We start from the raw sequence: 21,183 nt of genomic DNA on the forward strand, positions 1-21,183 counted from the left end.
CCATGCACAAGGAGATCGGCGCGTACCAGCGCCAGGGCTTCGGCAACGACCTGGAACTGGCGGGCCCGATCGGGCTGCTGGTGGTCGATTTCGTCAACGGCTTTGCCGATCCGGAGGTGTTCGGCGGCGGCAATATCCGCGAGGCCATCGCCAACACCGTGCCGCTGCTGGCCGTGGCACGGCGCGAGGGCTGGGCGATTGCACACAGCCGCATCGTTTTTGCAGACGATGGTTCGGACCACAACATCTTCTCCATGAAGGTGCCGAACATGCTGTCGCTGAAGGAGCGCGAGCGCAACAGCGCCATCGTCGAAGAACTGGCGCCGCGGGCCGGCGAGCTGGTGGTGCGCAAGACCGTGCCGTCGGCGTTCTTCGGTACGTCGCTGGCCGCCTGGCTGACGCAGCGCGGCGTGCGCACGCTGGTGGTGGCCGGCGCGGTGACCAGCGGCTGCGTGCGCGCCAGCGTGGTGGACGCCATGCAATACGGCTTCCGGCCGCTGGTGCTGTCGGATTGCGTCGGCGACCGCGCGCTTGGACCGCACCAGGCCAACCTGTTCGACATGGAACAGAAATATGCCAAGGTCACCACCCGCGCGGAAGGGCTGGCGGCCATCGGGGTGCGCGAATGAGCGCTTGCATGAATCATCGGGACGGATAAGACAATGACATCGTCGATGGAACCGGATCATTCGGAAGGAGGGCGCGGCCAGGGCGTGGGGGCCCGGGTGGCGCGCAAGGAAGACGCCAGGCACCTGCACGGCAAGGGCCGCTTTGTCGCGGACATCGCCATGCCGGACCTGCAGGAGGTGGCCTTCCTGCGCAGCCCCGTGGCGCATGCCAGGCTGTTGTCCGTGACCAAGCCCGCGCGCCACGCGCAAGCGGTGATCGTGCGCGAGGACATGGCGGCGGCGCGGGACATCGTCGCGGATTCGGCGTTCCCGTCCTACCAGCCGTCGGCTCAGGCGCCGCTGGCCAGCGGCAAGGTGCGCTTCGTCGGCGAGCCCGTTGCCATGGCCTTTGCCCCCACGCGCGCCGAAGCCGAGGACATCGCCGAGCAGGTGGTGGCCGAGTTCGACGAGCTGCCCGCGCTGACCGACGTGGCACAGGCCCGCCAGCTCGCAGGCGAGGTGCGCGTGCACGAACACTGGCGCGACAACACCTTCCTGACGCTGAATATCGACAAGAATTTCGAGACGCGCCAGCGCGAGGCCTCCGTCGTCGTCCACCGCAAGGTCAACCTGGCGCGCCAGTGCATGGTGCCGATGGAGGGCAAGGCGGTGCTGGCCTACTGGGACCACCAGTTCGACCAGCTGGTGGTGTACAGCGCCACCCAGGTGCCGCATATGATCCGGACCATCCTGAGCCATTGCCTGGGCCTGGACCAGGCGCGCGTTCGCGTGATCTCGCCGGACGTTGGCGGCGCCTTTGGCTACAAATGCGTGCTGCAGCAGGAAGAGCTCTGTATCGCCTGGCTGGCGCTGACCTACAAGCGGCCGTTCCGCTTTATCGAGGACCGGCGCGAGCACCTGACCGCCGGCGCCAACTCGCGTGAGCATCACTACGCGCTTACCGCCTATGCCGACAAGCGCGGCCGCCTGCTGGCGCTGGACGCGAACATCGCCATCGACGGCGGTGCCTATTCGGTCTGGCCCTTCACCATCGGGCTGGAGCCGGGGCAGGCGATCGGCAACCTGCCCGGTCCCTATGCCTTCGACGGATACCGCTGCGAGACTACCTGCGTGGCCACCAACAAGCCGGGTTTCGTGCCGTATCGCGGCGTGGCCCGGACCGGCGTCTGCTTCGCCATGGAACTGATGATGGATGCGATCGCGCGCGAGGTGGGGCGCGAGCCGTGGGAAGTGCGCTGCGAAAACCTGGTGCCGCCGCAGGCCATGCCTTACGTCAACGTGACCAACAAGCACTTCGACGGCGGCGACTACCCGGCCAGCGTGCGCCAGGCGATGGAGATGATCGACCTGCCCGCGATCCGCGCGCGGCAGCAGGCGGGTCCGCAGGGCAGCCGCTATGTCGGCGTGGGCTTCGGCACCTACACCGAGCAGTCGGCGCATGGCACTTCCGTGTTCGCGGCCTGGGGCACGCCGGTGATCCCGGGCTTCGACTCGGCCACGGTGCGCATCACGCCGGACGGCGGCCTCGAAGTGCGCGTCGGCGTGCATTCGCACGGGCAGGGGATGGAGACCACCTTCGCGCAGATTGCCCACGAGATCCTGGGCATTGACATCGGACGGATCAAGCTGGTGCATGGCGATACCGGTCTGACGCCGTTCTCCACCGGCACCTATGCCTCGCGCTCGCTGGTGATGTCGGGCGGCGCGGTGTCGCGGGCGTGCAAGGCGCTGCTGCCGCGGCTGCGGAAGATTGGCGCGCATATGCTGGGGCAGCCGGTGGAGGCGGTGACGTTCGCAGCCGGCGCAGTGCGTGCAGGCGATGCCAACGTCATCCATATCGGCCGCATTGCCGACGCCTGGTACATCAATCCCCACCTGCTGCCGCCCGATGTGGATGCGCAAGGGCTGGAGGTCACCATGGGCTTCAAGCCCGCGGTCGATACCGGCAGCTTCACCTATGCAACCCACGCGGTCGCGGTGGAAGTCGACATCGATTCCGGCCATGTCGAGATCCTGGACTACGTGGTGGTGGAAGACTGTGGCACCATGATCAATCCGATGGTGGTCGAGGGCCAGACCTTTGGCGGCGTGGCGCAGGGCATCGGCACCGCGATGTTCGAAGAGATGCGCTATGACGGCAACGGGCAGCCGCTGGCCTCCACGCTGGCGGACTACATGCTGCCCGGGCCGACCGAGATTCCGTCGATCCGCATCCATCATTTCGAGACGCCGTCGCCGCATACGGAATTCGGCGCCAAGGGGATGGGCGAGGGCGGTGCCATCGCACCGCCGGCGGCGATCTTCAACGCGGTGAACGACGCCTTGCGCGACTTCGGCGTCGAACTTCAGGAAACGCCGCTGACCCCGAGAAAGATCCTTGAAGCGCTGGATGCGGCAGTGGCCGGCGCACAAAGCAAGAAGGCAGCCTGACCGATGAAAGCCGTCGCTTTTTCCTATCATGCGCCCGGCTCGCTGCCGGACGCGCTGGCCCGCCTTGGCGCGGGCACCGACGTGGCCAAGACCATGGGCGGAGGCCAGTCGCTCGGCCCGATGCTGAACCTGCGGCTGACCCGTCCCGACACGGTGGTCGATGTGTCGGGGCTGGCCGAACTGCGGCAAGTCGCATCCACCCCCGATGGCATCCGCATCGGCGCCTGCGTGACCCATGCGCAGATCGAGGACGGCGTGTTCGCGCCGCTGCGCGGCACCATGCTGCAGGCCGTGGCGGGCGGCATTGCCTATCGTGCGATCCGCAACCGCGGCACCGTGGGCGGCAGCCTGGCCCATGCGGACCCGGCCGCGGACTGGGTAGTGGCGATGACCGCGCTGGGTGCGCGCATCGAGATCGCGTCCGGCACCGGCACGCGCGAGGTGCCCATGGAAGCCTTCATGATCGGCGCCTACACCACGGTGCTGGCCGATGGCGAGCTGATCGCCGCCGTGCGCGTGCCGCATGCCACGGCGCACAGCCGCTGGGGCTACCAGAAGCTGTGCCGCAAGACCGGCGAGTTTGCCGAAGCCAGCTGCGCCGCGTACTTCGATGCCAGCCGCCGCTTCGCACGCATCGTGCTCGGCGCGCTGGACGGGCCGCCGGTGGTGCTGCGCGGCCTCACGCGCGCGGTCGCCGCGCAAGGCGCCGCGGCGCTCACCGCAGGTGCCGTGGACGAAGCGGTGGCGCAGGCCGCGCCCGGCAAGGACGCCATCGACTGCAAGCTTTACCGTACCGTCGTGATGCGCTGCGTCACGCAAATGCTGAACTGAGGAGCGCCCGTGCAGACCATCGAATTCAATGTCAACGGCCGCCGGGTTTCCGGCGCGTGCGCGGACCGGACGCACCTGGGCGACTTCCTGCGCGACACGCACCGGCTGACCGGCACCCACCTCGGCTGCGAGCACGGCGTGTGCGGCGCCTGCACCGTGCTGCTCGACGATAAGCCGGTGCGCTCGTGCATCACCTTCGCGGCTGCCTGCCAGGGCGCCGACATCGTCACCGTCGAAGGCTATCAGGACGATGCCGTGATGGCCGACCTGCGCGCGGCCTTCAACCAGCACCACGCGCTGCAGTGCGGCTTCTGCACGCCGGGCATGCTGGCGACCGCGCGCGACATCGTGCTGCGCCTGCCCGACGCCGACGACGCCACCATCCGTCACGAGCTGTCGGGCAACCTGTGCCGCTGCACTGGCTATATGGGGATCGTCGCCGCCATTCGCTCGGTACTGGACGCACGCCGCGCCGCAGCCGGCGTGATTGCGCGGCACGCCGCGGGCGCGGCACCGGCCGAAGCGCCGTTCACCGGTTTTGCGGTTGCCGACGAAGCGCTCGGCACGCTGCCGCACCTGGCCGCCGGCACCGGCGCCGAGGCGGAACGGTCAGCCGACCGCAAGGGCTGGTCGCGCATCGAAGGCGGCTTCACCGTTCCCTACGCGCTCGACGCGGTATGGGCCTTCATGGCCGACCTGCCGGCCGTGGCGGGCTGCCTGCCGGGCGCCGTGCTGACTGAAATGGAGGGGGAGAAGGTCAAGGGCCATATCGCCATCAAGTTCGGCCCGATGTCCGCCAGGTTCGAAGGCGCCGCGCGCCTGCAGCGCGACGACGCGAACAAGCGCGGCGTGCTGAAGGGGGCGGGGCAGGACTCGCTCAGCAATTCCAAGGCCGCGGGCGACATCGCCTACCAGCTGAAGGCGCTTGCCGCGCACGAGACCGAAGTCGCGGTCGACCTGCAGTATTCGCTGCAGGGGCCGCTGGCGCAGTTCTCGCGGTCGGGGCTGGTGCGCGATTTCGTGCGGCGCATGATTGCGGATTTCGGCAAGTCGGTGGCGCGCAGGATGGACCCGACGCTGAGCGATGCCGAACGCAACCAGGCGGTACGCCTCAATCCCGTGGCGATGTTCTTCGGCGTGCTGTGGGAGCGGGTCAAACGGTGGTTCGGCGCCCGCTGAACCCGCCCGCCGGGCTGTCGCAACCCTTGCCCGCGTCAGCCCGGATGCACTACAACCAGTAGTGCGGTGGCAGTGGTCTTGCCGCCATTGGAGATCGCATGTGCGACATCGGCCGCATAGCGCGCGGTCTCGCCGTGCCTCAGCTTCTTCTCATCGGCGCCCGCGCGCACCGTCATCGATCCGCTCAGCACCGACAGGTGTTCCTGGGTGCCGGCCTCGTGCGGCTCGGAGGCCAGCACGCCGCCGGCCTGGATGGTCAGCTCATACCACTCGAAGCGCCCGGCCAGGTCGATCGGGCCCAGGATGCGCAGGTCGCAGCGGGTATCGGGGCTTTTCAGCGACGGGATCGCGTGCGGCTGGACCACGGTGATGCCGCCGGCGGGGCGCTCAGCGGCGCCTCCGGCGAGGAAGTCCGTCAGGTTCACGCCGAGCGCATTGGCCAGGCGCCACAGCACCGCCACGGTGGGGTTGGCCAGGTTGCGTTCGATCTGCGACAGCATCGACTTGGAAACCCCGGCACGGCGCGACAGTTCATCGAGCGACAGCCGTTGCTGCTGGCGCAGCGCCTGCAGCGCCATGCCGACGGCGGGCGGGCCATCGGCCTGCGGGGTCTGGGCGAGGGCTTGCGTCATGGATTAATGTTCGTTATATTGCGCAAAATGTTCGATATACAGAACGTGTTCGATTTATCGATCGAATCCTAGCACATCCCTCGCACACCAACGGGAGCCAAGCCATGTCGAATGCCGAGGCATTCTATGCATCCATCCGTACCGAACTCGAAAGCATCCGCGCGGCGGGGCTGTTCAAGAACGAGCGCGTGATCGCCACGCCGCAGGGTGCGCGGGTGCGCACCACCGACGGCCGCGAGGTCATCAACCTGTGCGCCAACAACTACCTTGGCTTGTCGTCGCACCCGCAGGTGATCGAGGCCGCGCATGAAGCGCTGCGCACGCATGGCTTCGGGCTGAGCTCGGTGCGCTTTATCTGCGGCACGCAAGACCTGCACAAGACGCTGGAGACGCGGCTGTCGGCCTTCCTCGGCACCGAGGACACCATCCTCTATGGCTCGGCCTTCGATGCCAATGGCGGTTTGTTCGAAACGCTGCTGGGCGCGGAAGACGCGGTCATCAGCGATGCGCTCAACCATGCCTCGATCATCGACGGCATCCGCCTGTCCAAGGCGCGCCGCTACCGCTACCAGCACAACGACATGGACGACCTGCGCGTGCAGCTGGAGCAGGCGCGGGCCGACGGCGCGCGCTACATGCTGGTGTTTTCCGACGGCGTGTTCTCGATGGACGGCACCGTGGCGCGGCTCGATGAGATGCGCGCGATCTGCGACGAGTACGGCGCGCTGCTGGGCATCGACGAATGCCATGCCACCGGTTTCATGGGCCAGCGCGGGCGCGGCACGCACGAGGCGCGCGGCGTATTCGGCAAGATCGACATCATCACCGGCACGCTGGGCAAGGCGCTGGGCGGCGCCTCCGGCGGCTTCACCAGCGCGCGCAAGGAAGTCGTGGCGCTGCTGCGCCAGCGCTCGCGGCCCTACCTGTTCTCCAATACGGTGGCGCCGGCCATCGTGGGCGCGTCGATCGCGGTGCTCGACATCCTGGAAGCCAGCACCGAGCTGCGCGACCGGCTGGAGGGCAATACCAGGTTCTTCCGCGCGGGACTGGACCAGCTGGGCTTCGACGTCAAGGCGGGCGACCACCCCATCATCCCGATCATGGTCTACGACGCCGACAAGGCACAGCAACTGGCGCAGCGCCTGCTGGAGCTGGGCGTGTACGTGGTCGGCTTCTTCTACCCGGTGGTGCCCAAGGGCCAGGCGCGCATCCGCGTGCAGATGAGCGCGCTGCATGACGAGGCCGCGCTGCAGGCGGCGCTGGATGCCTTCGGCCAGGCTGGCCGTGAACTGGGGCTGATCTGATGGAAGACGGCAAACCGAAGATCCTGATCGTCGGCGCCAACGGCCAGATCGGGTCTGAACTGGCATTGGCGCTGGCCGAGCGCTACGGGCGCACCAACGTGATCACCTCCGACGTGGTGCCCACCGGCCGCCATGTGCACCTGACGCACGAGATGCTCAACGCCACCGACCGCGGCGAGCTGGCCACCGTGGTCGAGCGCCACGGCATCACCCAGGTCTACCTGCTGGCGGCCGCGCTGTCCGCCACCGGCGAAAAGGCGCCGCAGTGGGCGTGGAACCTCAATATGACCAGCCTGCTCAATGTGCTGGAGCTGGCGCGGCAGACCGGACTGGAGCGGGTGTTCTGGCCAAGCTCGATTGCGGCCTTCGGCCCGACCACGCCTGCCGGACAGACACCGCAGAAGACCGTGATGGAGCCCACCACGGTCTACGGCATCTCCAAGCAGGCGGGCGAGGGCTGGTGCCGCTGGTATCACGCCAACCATGGCGTGGATGTGCGCAGCGTGCGCTATCCCGGTCTGATCTCGCACAAGACCCCGCCCGGCGGCGGCACCACCGACTATGCGGTCGACATCTTCCATGCGGCGGTGAAAGGCGAGCCCTACACCTGCTTCCTGAAGGAAGACGAGGCCCTGCCAATGATGTACATGCCCGATGCGATCCGCGCCACCATCGAACTGATGGAAGTCCCGGCCGGCAAGCTGAGCGAGCGCGGCAGCTACAACATCGCCGGCATGAGCTTCACGCCCGCGCAGATCGCCGCGGCCATCCGCGAGCAGGTGCCGGGCTTCCAGATCCGCTATGAACCCGACTATCGCCAGGCGATTGCGCAAGGCTGGCCGGATTCGATCGACGATTCGGTCGCGCGCGCGGACTGGGGCTGGCAGGCGGAGTACGGCCTGAAGGAGATGGTGGCGGACATGCTGGCCAACCTGAAGGCGACGCTGCCCGCCTGAGACGCTATGGCGCGATCGTGCCGTCGATGGCGATGCGGGTGCCCTCGGTGCCGACTGCCACCGGTCCGGTGCGTCCCACCAGGTCCCCGGCTTTCGGCAAGGCGCTGCCGCTGGCGGAGATGCGCGCTTCCAGCATGACCTGTTGCTGCCCTGACAGCCGGTGGTCGGGCCGCATCGCCATCACATCGTCCAGGGTGAACGACAGCGGCAGATCGCGCGCCTGCCGGCGCAGCACCGCCAGCGGCATGCGTGAGCCGTCGGCGGGCAGCGCATAGACAAAGAGCGTGTCGCCCGGTTGCGGCGTGCGCCCGGCCTTTTCGCTGAGCGTGACCATGCCGGTGATCTTCGGGGTTTGCGCCGCGGCATCCGTGCCGCGCGCGGCCGCGAGGTTGGCGGCGATGCGCGCCGCGGTCTGCGAATCCGCCGGCAGCAGCCGGTACAGGTGCTCCCAATATCCGATCGCCGCCTGCTTGTCGCCGCGTTCGGCCGCGGCGCTGGCCGCAAGCGCCAGCGCCTTGGGGTCGTCCGGGTCCAGTGCCAGGGCCTGGCGCACCTGTGCCATGGGCGGGCCTTCTAGTGAGCCGCCGTTCAGGCTGGCCGCACATCGGCGTAGTCCGAGCGCAGCGCGGCCACGTCCGGCGCCAGTTCGACTGCCCGCGCGTACGCCGCGGCGGCATCGGCGTGGCGTTTCATCACGCTGTATGAGCGCGCCAGCATGGCCCAGCCCTGCGCGTCGCCGGGCGACTCGCGCAGGCGCTGCGCGAGCTGGTTCACCATGCCCTCTATCTGCGCGCCGCTCAACTGGTGCTGGCTGCCGGTGTTTTCGGGCAGGTCGTCGGCACGCCAGAGCGCGACCGGGTTGCCCAGGTGCAGATAGAGCAGGATGGCGGCGCTGGGAAGCAATGCGAGCAGCAGCGCGGCGAGCAGCGGCGAGGTGCCTGCCCGTCCCGCGCCGGTGGCGGCGCCGGCGGCGTCATCGAGCAGCCGGCGGCCGAGCTCGTCGCGGGCTTCGGCGTGGCGCGCCGCGGTGAGGGTGCCGCCGCGCAGGTCGGTGTCGAGCTCGCGCAACTGGTCGTGGTATAGGTCAACCAGCAAGGTGCGTTCCGGCGTGCCCGGGTCTGGCACTGCCCGGCGGCGCAGCAGCGGCCACAGCAGGCAGGCCGTGGCGGCAGCGATCAGCGCGGCGGCGAGCAGCCAGAGTCGCGGGTGCGGCGCTGGGTTGGTCTGGGCGCGCGGGCGCAGGGTGGTGCCCAGGGCGTGGATTTCCCGGCACGCACGGTGCGCATCGTGATGCCGTACGCCGCGGGCGGGACCGGCGACGTGGTCGCGCGCATGGTAGCGGACGGCCTGGCCAAGGCATGGGGCAAGGCGGTTGTGTTGGACAACCGGCCAGGCGCCGGGGGCATGATCGGCGCGGACATGGTGGCCAAGGCGGAGCAGGCAGGGCCGGCTGGTGCGGGCGCCTGCCTGCCGCGCGTTTACTGGTAGGTCACTACCACCACGTACGCGTCCGGCGTGCCGCGTTGCCTGGCACGGGCGGGCTCGACGTCCAGCCTTGCCACGCCGATGCGGGCTTGCCCGGGCATCCGGGCAGGCGACAACGGCAACGGCGCCGAGACGATCTGCCCCGACGGCTGCTGGCAGCTCGCCTGCAACTGTCCGGCGGACGGACGGAAGCCGCAGGACGGATACGAGATTCCCCCAAGGAACGTAAGGGTGCCGGTATGCGCGGCAGCGGGGCCGATACCCGCGGCTGCCAGAACGCCCGCTGCGACCAGCCGGCCGGCAACGCCGGCGGCCTTCCTGCTGAGTTCGACCGTTTTCATGACTACCCCTCTCTCTTATTGTCAGCGTGGCCCCGAGACAGGGCGCCACTGAGAACCGGCACAGTGCAGGCCCACGGATCCGCGCGTGGGCCATATTCATCATAGCGACGGTTTCAGAACATTCTTAAGAGTTATGACACTTCTGTGACAATTGAGCCTGGGGACGGCCGCTGTCCTATCGCAGGATCAGCCGCGAGCGGGCAAAGCCTGCATGGGTGCGCAGCGCCTGCATCAGCTGGTCTGACGGCACGCGGTCGAGGTCGGTGACCACATAGCCGGTGTGGCCGCGCGTCTGCAGGTGCTGGCCGGTGATATTCACGCCTTCCTGCGCCAGCAGCGTGTTCAGTGCCGCCAGGGCGCCCGGCGCGTTGCCGTGCACATTGAGCAGCCGCGCCGGCGCGTGCAGCGGGCCGGGATCGACCTCGGGGAAGTTGACGGCGCCGATGGTGCCGCCGGTGGCCAGGAAGTGCGCCAGCTTGGCCGCCACTTCGGTGCCGATATTCTCCTGCGCCTCTTCGGTGCTGCCGCCCACGTGCGGGGTCAGCAGTACGTTGGGCAGGTTCTGCAGTTCGCTGACGAAGGGATCGTTGTTGGTCTTCGGCTCCTCCGGGAACACGTCGATGGCGGCGCCGCCCAGGCGCTTCTCGCGCAGCGCCGCGGCCAGCGCGGCAATGTCCACCACGCTGCCGCGCGAGGCATTGATCAGGATCGCGCCCGGCTTGCAGGCGGCCAGGATGCGCGCATCGATCATATTGCGCGTGCGCGGTGTGGCTGGCACATGCAGGGTCACCACTTCGGCCTGCGACACTGCCTCTTCCAGCGATCCCGCGGCGCGCGCGGAACCGTGCGAGAGTCGCGCCAGCACGTCGTAGTAGACCACGCGCATGCCCATCGATTCGGCCAGCACGCCTACCTGCGAGCCGATATTGCCGTAGCCGACGATGGCAATGGTCTTGCCGCGCGCCTCGAACGCGCCGGCGGCGCCCTTGGCCCACTTGCCGGCGTGTGCCAGGGCGTTCTTTTCCGGAATCCGGCGCAGCAGCATCACTGCTTCCGACACCACCAGCTCGGCCACCGAGCGGGTGTTGGAGAAGGGCGCGTTGAACACCGGGATGCCGGCCGTGGTGGCGGCTTCCAGGTCCACCTGCGAGGTCCCGATGCAGAAGCAGCCAATCGAGAGCAGCTCGGGCGCGCTGCGGATGTCGTCGGCGCGCAGGTGGGTGGCAGAGCGGATGCCGACCACGTCGTGGCTGGCCAGCACCTGGCGCAGTTCGGCACCGGCCAGGGCGCCGGTGCGGCGCTCGACCTGCAGGCCGGCTTCAGCCAGCCGGGCATTGGCGCTCTGGTGGATGTTCTCGAGCAGGATCGCAGTGGTCACGTTCGTTTCCGCATGGAGGGTTGGCGGCGCTTGCCGCATCGTCACCATTCTGCGCGCAAAAAAGCCCGTGGGCCGGGGAGCCCCTGCTGCCGGCAATGGCACCGGCTGCCTCGCTGGCGTCGCTTCAGCGCGAGCGGCGCGCGTCGCCGCCGAGCGGGTCGACGATGATCATGGTCTGGCGCAGCACGCCGGCGTCATCGAAGTAGCAGCTGAAATGCGCGGTCTGCAAGCCATCTTTGTACATGCGCCAGGACCAGGCTTCACGTTTCATCAGGGCGTAGTACTGGATGGGCTCGCGCGGCAGGCCAAAGTGCTCCTGCACGTCCTTCTTGGTCCAGGTCCCGACCTGGGCGCGGTAGATCTCCGTCTCGGTCAGCATCTGGCGATAGTTGGTGAGCTTGCCGCCGGCGTCGAAATCGGCGGCGTAGACCTCATGGCCAAGGGGCTGGCGCGACCAGATCCAGCGGCTGGTGCCGTCGGCGAGGCGGTAGGTCTCGGTGGGGGATCCGAATGTACTGCGTACGGCACTTTCCGGGCTGCCGATCATTCGCTTGCCGGTCTGTTCCGGCTGCAAGGTCGCACAGGCCCCGAGCGAGCCGAGCACGACAGCGGCGACGCACAGTTCGCCGATACACCGGGATGGCGTGCGGGATTGCATGGCGCTCTCCTGCGGACGAGATGCCCGCATCCGGCCATTCTCCGTCCGCCAGGCCGGCCCGTGCAACACCGGCTGGTGCCGGGGGCAGCCGGGGCCGCCGGTCAGTGCGGCGCCGGCGCTGGCTCAGCAGCGGCCTTTCTTGGCCTGTCCCGGCGGGCAGAAGGACTCGTTGCCGTACGGGTCGACGCGGCAGTTGCCCTTTTTTGCCTGCCCAGGCGGGCAGCCCTGGGGGCCGCTGCCGTAGGTGTCATAAGGGGCTACCACGCAGCCGCCCAGCAGTGCGCTGCAGGCGACCAGAAGGGCCAGAGCGGATTTCATCGCATTCTCCTTGTTGTGGGGGATTCCGTTTGCGACAGGAGAATAGATGGTGGCAACGTCTTTGTCTGTAAGGAATAGTGAAAACGATCCGCTCAGGATGAATGCCGGCTACTTGCCCGCGGCGCCGGCGGGGCGCTTTCCGGCTGGCCCGGGCCGGCGCACTGCACGGATCTTGCCGCTGTTGCCGCCGCCGCAGAAGAACTGGTCGCCGCCATCGGACTCCAGCCCCGACACGCCCGCACCGGCCGGCATGGTGACCGATTCCAGCACCGCGCCCGATTGCGGGTCGATGTGCCGCAGCTCGCTCTGGTCACCTTCCCAGGTGCCGTGCCAGAGCTCGGCATCAACCCAGGTGACGCCGGTGACAAAGCGGTCGGACGTGATGGTGCGCAGGATCGCCCCCGTCTGTGGATCGACCTGGTGGATCTTCCGCTCCCGGTACTGGCCCACCCACAAGGTGCCTTCGGCCCAGGCAAGCCCCGAGTCGCCGCCGCCGCCCGGCGCGGGGATCGTGGCCAGCACGCGGCCGCTTTGCGGATCGATCTTCTGGATCCGGTCCTCGGCAATCTGGTACAGGTGCTGGCCGTCGAAAGCCGTTCCGGCATGGGCGGCGACATCGAGCGAGCGCAGTGTCCTGCCGGTGACCGGGTCCAGGGCATTGAGCTTGTCTCCGCTGGCAAACCAGACCCGCTGGCCGTCATAGCTGACACCGTGGACGTTCTCGACGCCGGGGAAGGGGCCATACTCGCGAAGCACTTCGGCTTGTGATCGTTTCATGCTGTGATCCTGTTGGCTTGGGGATGGCTACATGCTAGTCAACCGGCAGCGGCGAGGGGAGTAACAAGGTCGTCGTGAATCCCGGCACCGGCGGCGTCATCCAGCGGCGCGCGCGCCCGTGGCCAAGGGACTGGATCTTGCCCGCTGCCGCCAGCGTTTCCAGTGCCCGTTGCACCGAGCGCTGGCCGGCACCCAGCGCCAGCGCGAGCGCGGAACTGGACCATGACTCGCCATCGGCCAGCAAGGCGAGCACTGCTGCGTGCTTCTCTTCCACAGGCCGCGCCAGCACCACTACCTCGCGCGCGCGCTGCGGCACCAGTGCGAAGCCGCGCCCGGTTGCCGTGACGCCGGCAAATGCGCCAAGCACCGCCCGCAGCCGCCCGATCTCGACACGCAGCCGCGCGCGGTGCGAAGCATCGGCATGCCTGGTGCGGAAGGCGTGCGCGATCAGCGTGTCCCGGGGCACGTCGGCGGGCCAGGCCTCGGCCAGCGCGCGCGCCAGCGTGAACAACGCCGGCCGCCTGGCGAGCGAGACCGCGGTGCCAGCGCAGCGCACGGCATAGCGGCACGCATCGACGACCAGCGCTTTCGATGCCAGCAGCGCTTCGACTTCCTCGAGCAGCAGCGGCCGTTCCTCGCCGCGCGCGATGCGGCGTGCCGCGGGGCTATGCAGCGCCAGGGCCGCGCTTTCTACCTCGGCGCGCAAGGATGGGATGCCGGCGCGCTGCGCCGCGTGCGCGGCCTGTGCCAGCGCGGCGCGCGCCGGCCGGGTCTGCACGCGCCGCATCGCGATGCCCGCCACGATCAGGGCATGGGTTGTGCGCAATGCGGGCGGGAAGGGGGTGGGGTCAAGCCCGGCAAGCGCCTGCTCGGCGTCGTCGATGCGGCCGATCAGCAGCAGCCGCCGTATCTCCAGATAGCGCGCATGGGCGGCGTTGACCCAGTCGCCGTGCGCTTCCAGGGTGGCGCGCGCGCTGTCCAGCGTCTTTGCGGGCCAGCCCAGGTCGCGCGAGACAAAGGCGATTTCGGTTTCGGCCACCACGCACCTGGCGCGCGCGACGGCTTCGCGCGGACCGAAGGCGCGCGCCGCGCTGCGCAACAGTGCCCGCGCGCGGATGAGGTCGCCAAGCTGCGCCATGGCGATGCCGCGCAGCGCCAGCGCCGGCGGATCGTCGCGCAGGGCAACCCGGTTCAGCGCGCCAAGCGGATCGCCAGCGGCGAGCGCTAGCGCCGCGGCGGCAATGCGTGAGTCCATCCGAATCCCGCCAGAAATCCCGCCACACTTGTCACTCCCACCGTTGGAAGCCGGCGCCTAATCTAGCACACGAACACCAACCAACGGAGGGATGCACGATGACCACACACAGCACCGGAACCCGTGAAGCCTGGCTGGCCGCGCGGCGCGAACTGCTCGAGGCCGAGAAGGATCTCACCCGACGCAGCGATGAACTGGCACGGCAGCGCCGGGCCTTGCCGTGGGTTCGAATCGACAAGCCCTACCGGTTCGAGACCGCGGCGGGCAGCGCCTCGCTGGCAGACTTGTTCCAGGGACGTTCGCAACTGCTGGTCTACCACTTCATGTTCGGCCCGGACTACCAGGCAGGTTGCCCGTCCTGCTCCGCGATTGCGGACGGGTTTGACGGCTTTGCCGTCCACCTGGCGCATCACGACGTCACGCTGGCCGCGGTGTCGCGGGCACCGTTGGCGAAATTGCTGGCGTACCAGCGGCGCATGGGCTGGACCTTCTCGTGGGCGTCGTCGCAGGGCAGCGACTTCAACACGGACTTCAACGTCTGGTTCAGCGAAGCGCAACAGCGCCAGGGCGATATCGACTACAACTACCGGCGCGAGGCGGCATTCGCCTGGCGCCCCGAGCTGGAGGCCGGCGGCGCTGCGGCCGAGGCCCGCTTTGCTGTCATGTGCGGCACCGATGCCGCAACGTACCAGCGCGACCGGCCCGGCATGAGCGCCTTCGCGCTGGAAGATGGCGTTGTGTACCACACCTATTCCACCTATGCGCGCGGGCTGGATGGCCTGTGGGGCATGTACCAGTGGCTGGACCGCGCGCCGCGCGGACGCAACGAGGCCGGGGTCTGGTGGCGCCGGCACGACGAGTACGAGCAGGGCTGAGGCAGGCCGTGTCCAGCGTACTCACCGCGCACAGGCCGGCGCGCTCACGCAGCGCCGGCCCGCGCCTTGCCTTCTTTGGCATCGTGGCCGTGCTATACATCGCCGGCGTGGCGGCGACACTCGCCTGGCATGCGTCCATGCCCGCAATGGGCGCGACGCCGATGCCCGGCGGCTGGACCATGTCGATGGCGTGGATGCGGATGTGCGGCCAGACCTGGGCCCGCACGGCAATGGCCTTCCTCGGCATGTGGATCGCCATGATGGTGCCGATGATGCTGCCCTCGCTGGCACCGATGCTGTGGCGCTACCGCCAGGCGCTGGCGACGGCAGGGCAGGTGCGCCCGGGCATGTCGACGGTACTGGCGGGCGCCGGCTACTTCTTCGTGTGGGGCATGGTGGGCCTCGCCGTTTTCCCGGTTGGCGCTGCGCTGGCGGCGATAGCCGTGCAGGCGCAGGGCCTGGCGCGCGCGGCGCCGCTCGCTGCTGCGGTGGTCCTGGTGATGGCAGGCGTGCTGCAGTTCACCGCGTGGAAAGCACGGCAGCTTGCCTGCTGCGCCAGCGCAGCGGGCCGCACGCGCGCACTGCCGGCGGATGCCGGCTCGGCGTGGCGCCATGGCCTGCGGCTGGGCGCGCACTGCACCCGGTGCTGTGCGGGCCTGACCGCGGCATTGCTCGTCATGGGCGTGATGGACCTGCGCGTGATGGCAGCGGTGATGTTGGCGATGACGCTCGAACGATGGATGCCGGCGGGTGCGCGCGTGGCCAGGCTTGCGGTACGGCTCACCGGGGCCGTCCTGGTCGGCGTGGGCGTGGCTACGCTCGTGCAGGCAGGTTGGGGCGGATGACGGCAGGGTACTCGTGTCCTGTTCCGCAGATACCTTGCCATGAAATCGCCCAGTTGGCCGCCATGCGTCGTTGCTCGTCGTTGCCATAGCTACGGCTATGGCGCCTCCTCGCGCCTGGCCTGACGACCAACTGGACGACAAGCTATCTACGGAACAGGACACTAGCCCAGCGCGACCGCGAACAGCGCCGCAATCAGCGGCCGCTCCTTGCGCACCTCCAGGCAGCACAGCGAATAATCGATCGACAGCAGCGGCTCGTCGACCGGCACCACCTGCAGGCCCGGCAGCGGGATGCATTCGATCTGCGTGACGAAGCTGATGCCCATGCCATTGGCCACTGCATGCAGGATGGCCTCGCGGCTGTTGATCTCCATCACGCAGTTCAGCGCTACGCCATGCTGTGCGCACGCGCGTTCAACCCGGAGCCGGGTCTTCGAGCCCGGCTCGCGCAGGATCACGGCTTCGCCGGCGACCTCCTGCACCGTGATCGAAGCGCGCGCGGCCAGCGGATGGCCGGCCGGCATCACGGCAACGATGCGCTCTTTCCGATACGGCGCGATATGCAGGCCATCGACCGGATCGGGCTCGGCCAGGATGCCGACGTCGATATCGAAATCCTGCAGGCCGCGCAGCACCGAGGCTTCCGAGCCGATGGTGACCGTCAGTTCCAGCGAAGCATGGGTGGAACGGAAACTACGCGCCAGCCCCAGCGCGATCGGCGGCGACACCGCGCCCACGCGCACCAGCCCGGTCTTGAGCTTGTGCGCGCTCTGCAGGAACTGCATGGCCTCTTCTTCCTGCCCGAACAAGCCCTGGGTGATGGCGTAGAGCCGCTCGCCGGTGTCGGTCAGGCGCACGGTGCGGCCTGCGCGCAGGAACAGCTCCACGCCGAAGCGCGTCTCCAGCGCCTTGACCTGGTCGGTCACGGTCGGCTGCCCGATATGCAGGTATTGCGCCGCGGCAGTGAAGCCGCCCGTCCGGGCGACCGCATGGAAGCAGCGGATCGACTTGTAGTACTGGTGGAACATGGGGTCTCGATGGGAGCTGGCCGCCGTTCTGCGCGGCGTGTGCGGCGAGTCTCCCACAGACGCGTGCCGTTGCGTACAGGGTTTCCCCGAGGCCGGCAGCGTGCCGGCGATCCATCGGTTTTGGCGCACCTCGCCGTCAAAGATGCGATTGGACCGGGGGTTTGGCGTCTCCCAAACTTCAGCCACCAGGAAACGCGGCTCAAGCCGCCGCCCAGGCTACCCAAGAAAGAAGTGAGGAGACCCCATGAACCACGCCTACCACAACCCCGTGTCGATCCATTGCGGGGCTGGCAGCCTTGACCGGCTCCCGGCCCTGCTGCACGGCCGGCGCGTCGTCGTCGTGACCTTTCCCGAAGCGCGTGCGCTGGGACTGGTGGCGCGGCTTGAAGCCCTGCTGGGCGCAGACCTTGTCGGGCTGATCGAAGACGTGCAGCCGAACCCGGATGTCGCCCAGTTGTCCGGCCTGTACAACCGCTTCTGGGAAGACGCCGACGCCTGCGACGCCATCGTTGCGGTCGGTGGCGGCAGCGCGATCGATACCGCCAAGGCGTTGATGGTAGGGACCAGGTCGGGCCGGTTCGATTCGCTGATCAGCCTGCTGGCGACCGGCAAGGCGTTCACGCCGGCGCAGGTCAAGCCGCTGATCGCGGTGCCGACGACTGCCGGAACCGGCAGCGAAGTGACGCCCTGGGCCACCATCTGGGACGCCGCGAACCAGAAGAAGTACTCGCTTCACCTGCAGGCAACCTGGCCCGAAGCGGCCATCGTGGATGCGGAGCTGATGATGTCGGTGCCGCGGGGCACCACGATCTCCACCGGGCTCGATGCCCTGTCCCACGCGCTGGAATCGATCTGGAACGTCAACGCCAACCCGATTTCCGACACCTTCGCGATTTCGGCGGTGGAGGACATCTTCGACACCTTGCCGGAACTGGTGCGCAACCTGGACGACATTTGCCTGCGTGAGCGCATGGCGCTGGCCGCCCTCAAGGCCGGAATGGCGTTCTCCAATACCAAGACGGCACTTGCGCACTCCATCTCCTACGAAATGACGCTGCGCCATGGCCTGCCGCACGGCATCGCGTGCTCGTTCACGCTGCCGATGGTGCTTGAAAAGGCGTGGGCACGCCGGCCCGACCGCGACCGCACGCTGCAGCGGCTGTTCGGGCCGGTGCTGGGCGACGGGCAGCAGCGGCTGCGCGCCTTCCTGCAGGACCTGGGCGTGAAGACCGAGTTTGCCGACTACGGCGTCTCCGACGACGAGGCCGGCGCCATGATCGCGCGTGCGCTGGACGGCGCCCGGGGCAAGAACTTCATCGGCGCTGTGCCGGCCTAGTGGCACGACCCCTGCCGACGGGTGCAGCCGGCCAACACGAGCCCGCAATACGGGCCGACAATACAAGAGGAGACAAAAATGGAAACTGCCGATCGCATCCAGGCAGGGGCGTTCGTCGCTCCGGCCGGGCATTCGTTCCGGCGCACCCAGTGGCGCATGCTGCTGGCCGCGATGTTCTGCTACTTCTTCTTCTACACCGGGCGGCAAACCTTTGGCTTCGCCATTCCCGGCATCCAGCAGGAATTCGGGTTTTCCAAGGAAGCGCTGGGCTGGGCCTCCACCTGCCTGCTGTGGTGCTACGCCATCGGGCAGGCCATCAACGGCAACCTGGGCGACAAGTTCGGCGGCCGCCGCGTGATGACCGCCGGCGCGATCCTGTCGTGCGCCGCCAACTGGGTGGTCAGCTTCGCCGTCGGCTTCAAGAGCCTGGCGATTCCCTGGGGCATCAACGGCTACTTCCAGGCCCTTGGCTGGGCGCCCGGCAGCCGGCTGCTGTCGAACTGGTGGGGCGCCGAAGAGCGCGGCAAAGTCTACGGCTTCTACGTGTTCGCGGCCGGCTGCGCCTCGGTGCTGTCGTTCGTCACCTCGATCGTGGTCGTGAACATCCTGCACCTGGACTGGCGCTGGATCTTCCGCCTGCCGGTGCTGCTGATGCTGGTGGGCGGCATCACCTTCTTCCTGATCGTGCGCGAGCGGCCGGAAGACCTTGGCTTCAAGTCGCCCGATACCGGCGTGGCCAAGGCCGAGGATGCGGAGAAGGCCACGGCAGTCGAGACCGATGCCGGCGAAAGCTCCTGGTCGCGCTACAAGGCCGTGCTGCGCAACCCGCGGCTGCTGGTCGCGGGCCTGTCGATCGGTTTCCAGAATGCCGCGCGCTATGGCCTGATCGTCTGGGTGCCGGTCCACTTCCTGGGCAAGAACTGGAAGAGCGCCGAGACCCTGATCGACCCGGCCTGGATCTCGGTGGCGCTGCCGGTGGGCATGGCCTTCGGCGCGCTGTCCAACGGCTGGATTTCCGACCGCCTGTTCGGCTCCAGCCGCAGCAAGGCCATCATGCTCTACATGGTGCTGGGTGCGATTGCCTCGATGATCATGTACCAGCTGCCCACGGGCATGGGCGCGATCGTCGCGCTGTTCCTTGCCGGCTTCTTCGTATACGGCCCCGCCTCGTCCTTCTGGGCGCTGTGCCCGGACCTGGTCGGCGCCAGGCGGGCCGGCACCGCTACCGGCATCCTGAACTTCTTCTCGTACCTGCTCGCAGGCCTGGGCGAACCCCTGATCGGCCGCATCCTGGACCAGTCCGGCAATACCTCGCTGGTGTTCCCGATCGTGGCAACCAGCTGCATCATCAGCGCCGTGATCGCGGCCTTCATCCGCCGCTGAGCGCGCCGGGCCGGCAAGGCGCCGGCCCGCCCGCGACGGCTGCATCTCCTTCCACCCACTGCTCAAGACCCGCGAGGGCAAGCTCATGACCGCATTGCAAGCCACCCCCGAAATCCGCCACGAAGCGCTGCGCATCGCCGGCGAGAAGATCTACCGCGAAGACGTGATCGAGGTGACCTATCCGTACACCGGCGAAGTCATCGCCACCGTGCCGAAGGCCACGCTCGACGACGTGCGCCGCGCCTACCGCATCGCGCGCGACTACCAGCCCACGCTGACGCGCTATGAACGCTACAAGATCCTGATGCGCGCGGGCGAGATCATCGCCTCGCGCCTGGATGAGATCTCGCGCACCATCACGCTGGAATCCGGCCTGTGCCGCAAGGATTCGCTGTACGAGGTGGGCCGCGCCTCTGACGTGCTGCTGTTTGCCGCCAACCAGGCGCTGGTCGACGACGGCCAGGTGTTCTCGTGCGACCTGACCCACCACGGCAAGAGCCGCAAGGTCTATACGCTGCGCGAGCCGCTGCTGGGCGTGATCACCGCGATCACGCCGTTCAACCACCCGTTGAACCAGGTGATCCACAAGGTGGCGCCGTCGGTGGCCACCAACAACCGCATGGTGCTCAAGCCCAGCGAGAAGACGCCGCTGGCGGCCTACCTGCTGGCCGATATCCTGTATGAGGCCGGGCTGCCGCCGCAGATGCTGTCGGTCATCACCGGCGACCCGCGCGAGATCGCCGACGAGATGCTGACGCACCCGGACGTGGACCTGGTGACCTTCACCGGCGGCGTGCCGATCGGCAAGTATATCGCCGCCACGGCCACCTACAAGCGCCAGGTGCTGGAGCTGGGCGGCAACGACCCGATCATCGTGATGGAAGACGCCGACCTGGAAGAGGCCGCCACGCTGGCCGCCAGCGGCTCGTACAAGAACTCCGGGCAGCGCTGCACGGCGATCAAGCGCATGCTGGTGCATGAGTCGGTGGCGGACCGCTTTGTCGACCTGCTGGTGGCGAAGACCGAAGCGCTCAGCTACGGCGATCCCATGGACCCGAAGGTGGACATGGGCACCGTCATCGACGAAGCCGCGGCGATCCAGTTCGAGGCGGTGGTCAATGAAGCGATTGCCGCCGGGGCCACGCTGCGCTACGGCAATATCCGGCGCGGCGCGCTGTATTCGCCGACGGTGCTCGATCATGTCGATCCCGAAATGACCGTGGCCAGGCATGAGACCTTCGGGCCGGTGTCGCCGGTGATCCGCTTCAGGGACATTGGAGATGCGATCCGCATCTCCAACGGCACCGCCTACGGCCTTTCGTCGTCGGTCTGCACCAACCGGCTCGACTACATCACGCGCTTCGTGCGGGAGCTGAAGGTCGGCAGCGTCAATGTGCGCGAGGTGCCGGGCTATCGCCTGGAGCTGACGCCGTTCGGCGGCATCAAGGATTCCGGACTGGGCTACAAGGAAGGCGTGCTGGAGGCGATGAAGAGCTTTACCAACACCAAGACATATTCGTTGCCTTGGTAGTTAGCGCCCGGT

At 68.2% G+C, this 21,183-nt stretch carries 22 protein-coding genes; 12 read left to right on the plus strand and 10 right to left on the minus strand.

The features are described from left to right. Positions 1–2: 2 nt before the first annotated feature. Genes AC3WVS_RS13980 through AC3WVS_RS13995 form a run of 4 tightly spaced genes read left to right on the plus strand, consistent with a single transcriptional unit; the run spans position 3 to position 5,069 of the window. A complete protein-coding gene (locus AC3WVS_RS13980; RefSeq protein ID WP_492319107.1) occupies positions 3–629 on the plus strand; it encodes an N-carbamoylsarcosine amidohydrolase in 627 nt (208 codons plus the stop codon). 33 nt (positions 630–662) lie between these two features. Continuing rightward, on the plus strand, positions 663–3,059 hold the full coding sequence (locus AC3WVS_RS13985) for a xanthine dehydrogenase family protein molybdopterin-binding subunit (protein ID WP_492319108.1): 2,397 nt from the start codon (positions 663–665) through the stop codon (positions 3,057–3,059). 3 nt (positions 3,060–3,062) lie between these two features. Beyond that, the gene (locus tag AC3WVS_RS13990) at positions 3,063–3,890 is read left to right on the plus strand and encodes an FAD binding domain-containing protein (RefSeq protein ID WP_492319109.1); all 828 of its coding nucleotides are present in this window, start codon (positions 3,063–3,065) and stop codon (positions 3,888–3,890) included. Positions 3,891–3,899: 9 nt separating this feature from the next. Continuing rightward, positions 3,900–5,069, plus strand: a complete 1,170-nt coding sequence (locus AC3WVS_RS13995) for a xanthine dehydrogenase family Fe-S subunit (protein ID WP_492319110.1) — start codon at positions 3,900–3,902, stop codon at positions 5,067–5,069. Positions 5,070–5,104: 35 nt separating this feature from the next. On the opposite strand, the gene AC3WVS_RS14000 is transcribed toward AC3WVS_RS13995, so the two are convergent. Further along, positions 5,105–5,701 carry a helix-turn-helix domain-containing protein gene (locus tag AC3WVS_RS14000; protein WP_010813494.1) on the minus strand — a complete coding sequence of 199 codons (597 nt, stop codon included), beginning with the start codon at positions 5,699–5,701 and terminating at the stop codon, positions 5,105–5,107. Positions 5,702–5,805: 104 nt separating this feature from the next. On the opposite strand from AC3WVS_RS14000, the gene kbl reads away from it, so the two are divergent. Continuing rightward, on the plus strand, positions 5,806–7,005 hold the full coding sequence (gene kbl, locus AC3WVS_RS14005; RefSeq protein WP_492319111.1) for a glycine C-acetyltransferase: 1,200 nt from the start codon (positions 5,806–5,808) through the stop codon (positions 7,003–7,005). Continuing rightward, complete coding sequence (locus AC3WVS_RS14010) at positions 7,005–7,961, plus strand: L-threonine 3-dehydrogenase (RefSeq protein ID WP_492319112.1); 957 nt, start codon at positions 7,005–7,007, stop codon at positions 7,959–7,961. The genes kbl and AC3WVS_RS14010 overlap by 1 nt, the downstream gene beginning before the upstream one ends. A gap of 4 nt (positions 7,962–7,965) precedes the next feature. Here the strand turns inward: AC3WVS_RS14010 and AC3WVS_RS14015 are convergent, their stop codons facing one another. After that, entirely contained in the window at positions 7,966–8,523 is a 558-nt protein-coding gene (locus AC3WVS_RS14015) for a c-type cytochrome biogenesis protein CcmI/CycH (protein WP_492319113.1), read from the minus strand. Between the two features lie 26 nt (positions 8,524–8,549). Beyond that, positions 8,550–9,224, minus strand: a complete 675-nt coding sequence (ccmI, locus tag AC3WVS_RS14020; protein ID WP_492319268.1) for a c-type cytochrome biogenesis protein CcmI — start codon at positions 9,222–9,224, stop codon at positions 8,550–8,552. Between ccmI and AC3WVS_RS14025 the strand changes: the two genes are divergently transcribed. Beyond that, the gene (locus tag AC3WVS_RS14025; protein ID WP_492319114.1) at positions 9,168–9,449 is read left to right on the plus strand and encodes a tripartite tricarboxylate transporter substrate-binding protein; all 282 of its coding nucleotides are present in this window, start codon (positions 9,168–9,170) and stop codon (positions 9,447–9,449) included. The two genes, ccmI and AC3WVS_RS14025, sit on opposite strands and share 57 nt — an antisense overlap. Here the strand turns inward: AC3WVS_RS14025 and AC3WVS_RS14030 are convergent. The 6 genes from AC3WVS_RS14030 to AC3WVS_RS14055 form a co-directional block, all read right to left on the minus strand. Further along, on the minus strand, positions 9,440–9,787 hold the full coding sequence (locus AC3WVS_RS14030; protein ID WP_492319115.1) for a hypothetical protein: 348 nt from the start codon (positions 9,785–9,787) through the stop codon (positions 9,440–9,442). The genes AC3WVS_RS14025 and AC3WVS_RS14030 overlap by 10 nt on opposite strands. A 175-nt stretch (positions 9,788–9,962) precedes the next feature. Next, positions 9,963–11,213, minus strand: coding sequence for a phosphoglycerate dehydrogenase (serA, locus tag AC3WVS_RS14035; RefSeq protein ID WP_492319116.1), 1,251 nt, complete (start codon positions 11,211–11,213; stop codon positions 9,963–9,965). A gap of 76 nt (positions 11,214–11,289) precedes the next feature. After that, on the minus strand, positions 11,290–11,823 hold the full coding sequence (locus tag AC3WVS_RS14040) for a hypothetical protein (protein ID WP_492319117.1): 534 nt from the start codon (positions 11,821–11,823) through the stop codon (positions 11,290–11,292). 123 nt (positions 11,824–11,946) lie between these two features. Further along, positions 11,947–12,141, minus strand: coding sequence for a lipoprotein (locus AC3WVS_RS14045; RefSeq protein ID WP_010813486.1), 195 nt, complete (start codon positions 12,139–12,141; stop codon positions 11,947–11,949). Between the two features lie 108 nt (positions 12,142–12,249). After that, on the minus strand, positions 12,250–12,918 hold the full coding sequence (locus AC3WVS_RS14050; RefSeq protein ID WP_492319118.1) for a Vgb family protein: 669 nt from the start codon (positions 12,916–12,918) through the stop codon (positions 12,250–12,252). 34 nt (positions 12,919–12,952) lie between these two features. After that, entirely contained in the window at positions 12,953–14,173 is a 1,221-nt protein-coding gene (locus AC3WVS_RS14055; protein WP_492319119.1) for a helix-turn-helix domain-containing protein, read from the minus strand. A gap of 98 nt (positions 14,174–14,271) precedes the next feature. Between AC3WVS_RS14055 and AC3WVS_RS14060 the strand changes: the two genes are divergently transcribed. Both AC3WVS_RS14060 and AC3WVS_RS14065 read left to right on the plus strand, forming a co-directional pair. Beyond that, positions 14,272–15,048 (plus strand): DUF899 domain-containing protein, encoded by a 777-nt coding sequence (locus tag AC3WVS_RS14060; protein ID WP_492319120.1) that lies wholly within the window; start codon positions 14,272–14,274, stop codon positions 15,046–15,048. An 8-nt stretch (positions 15,049–15,056) separates the two neighbouring features. Next, complete coding sequence (locus tag AC3WVS_RS14065) at positions 15,057–15,893, plus strand: DUF2182 domain-containing protein (protein WP_492319121.1); 837 nt, start codon at positions 15,057–15,059, stop codon at positions 15,891–15,893. Positions 15,894–16,054: 161 nt separating this feature from the next. On the opposite strand, the gene AC3WVS_RS14070 is transcribed toward AC3WVS_RS14065, so the two are convergent. Beyond that, a complete protein-coding gene (locus AC3WVS_RS14070) occupies positions 16,055–16,921 on the minus strand; it encodes a LysR substrate-binding domain-containing protein (RefSeq protein ID WP_492319122.1) in 867 nt (288 codons plus the stop codon). 244 nt (positions 16,922–17,165) lie between these two features. On the opposite strand from AC3WVS_RS14070, the gene psrA reads away from it, so the two are divergent. The 3 genes from psrA (at position 17,166) to phnY (ending at position 21,171) form a co-directional block, all read left to right on the plus strand. Beyond that, a complete protein-coding gene (gene psrA / locus AC3WVS_RS14075) occupies positions 17,166–18,257 on the plus strand; it encodes an iron-containing alcohol dehydrogenase PsrA (protein ID WP_492319123.1) in 1,092 nt (363 codons plus the stop codon). Between the two features lie 78 nt (positions 18,258–18,335). Then, the gene (locus AC3WVS_RS14080) at positions 18,336–19,640 is read left to right on the plus strand and encodes an MFS transporter (RefSeq protein WP_492319124.1); all 1,305 of its coding nucleotides are present in this window, start codon (positions 18,336–18,338) and stop codon (positions 19,638–19,640) included. 85 nt (positions 19,641–19,725) lie between these two features. Beyond that, positions 19,726–21,171 carry a phosphonoacetaldehyde dehydrogenase gene (gene phnY / locus AC3WVS_RS14085; RefSeq protein ID WP_492319125.1) on the plus strand — a complete coding sequence of 482 codons (1,446 nt, stop codon included), beginning with the start codon at positions 19,726–19,728 and terminating at the stop codon, positions 21,169–21,171. Positions 21,172–21,183: the final 12 nt, after the last annotated feature.

It is taken from the genome of Cupriavidus sp. CPT47-8839-RL05A, assembly GCF_058792255.1.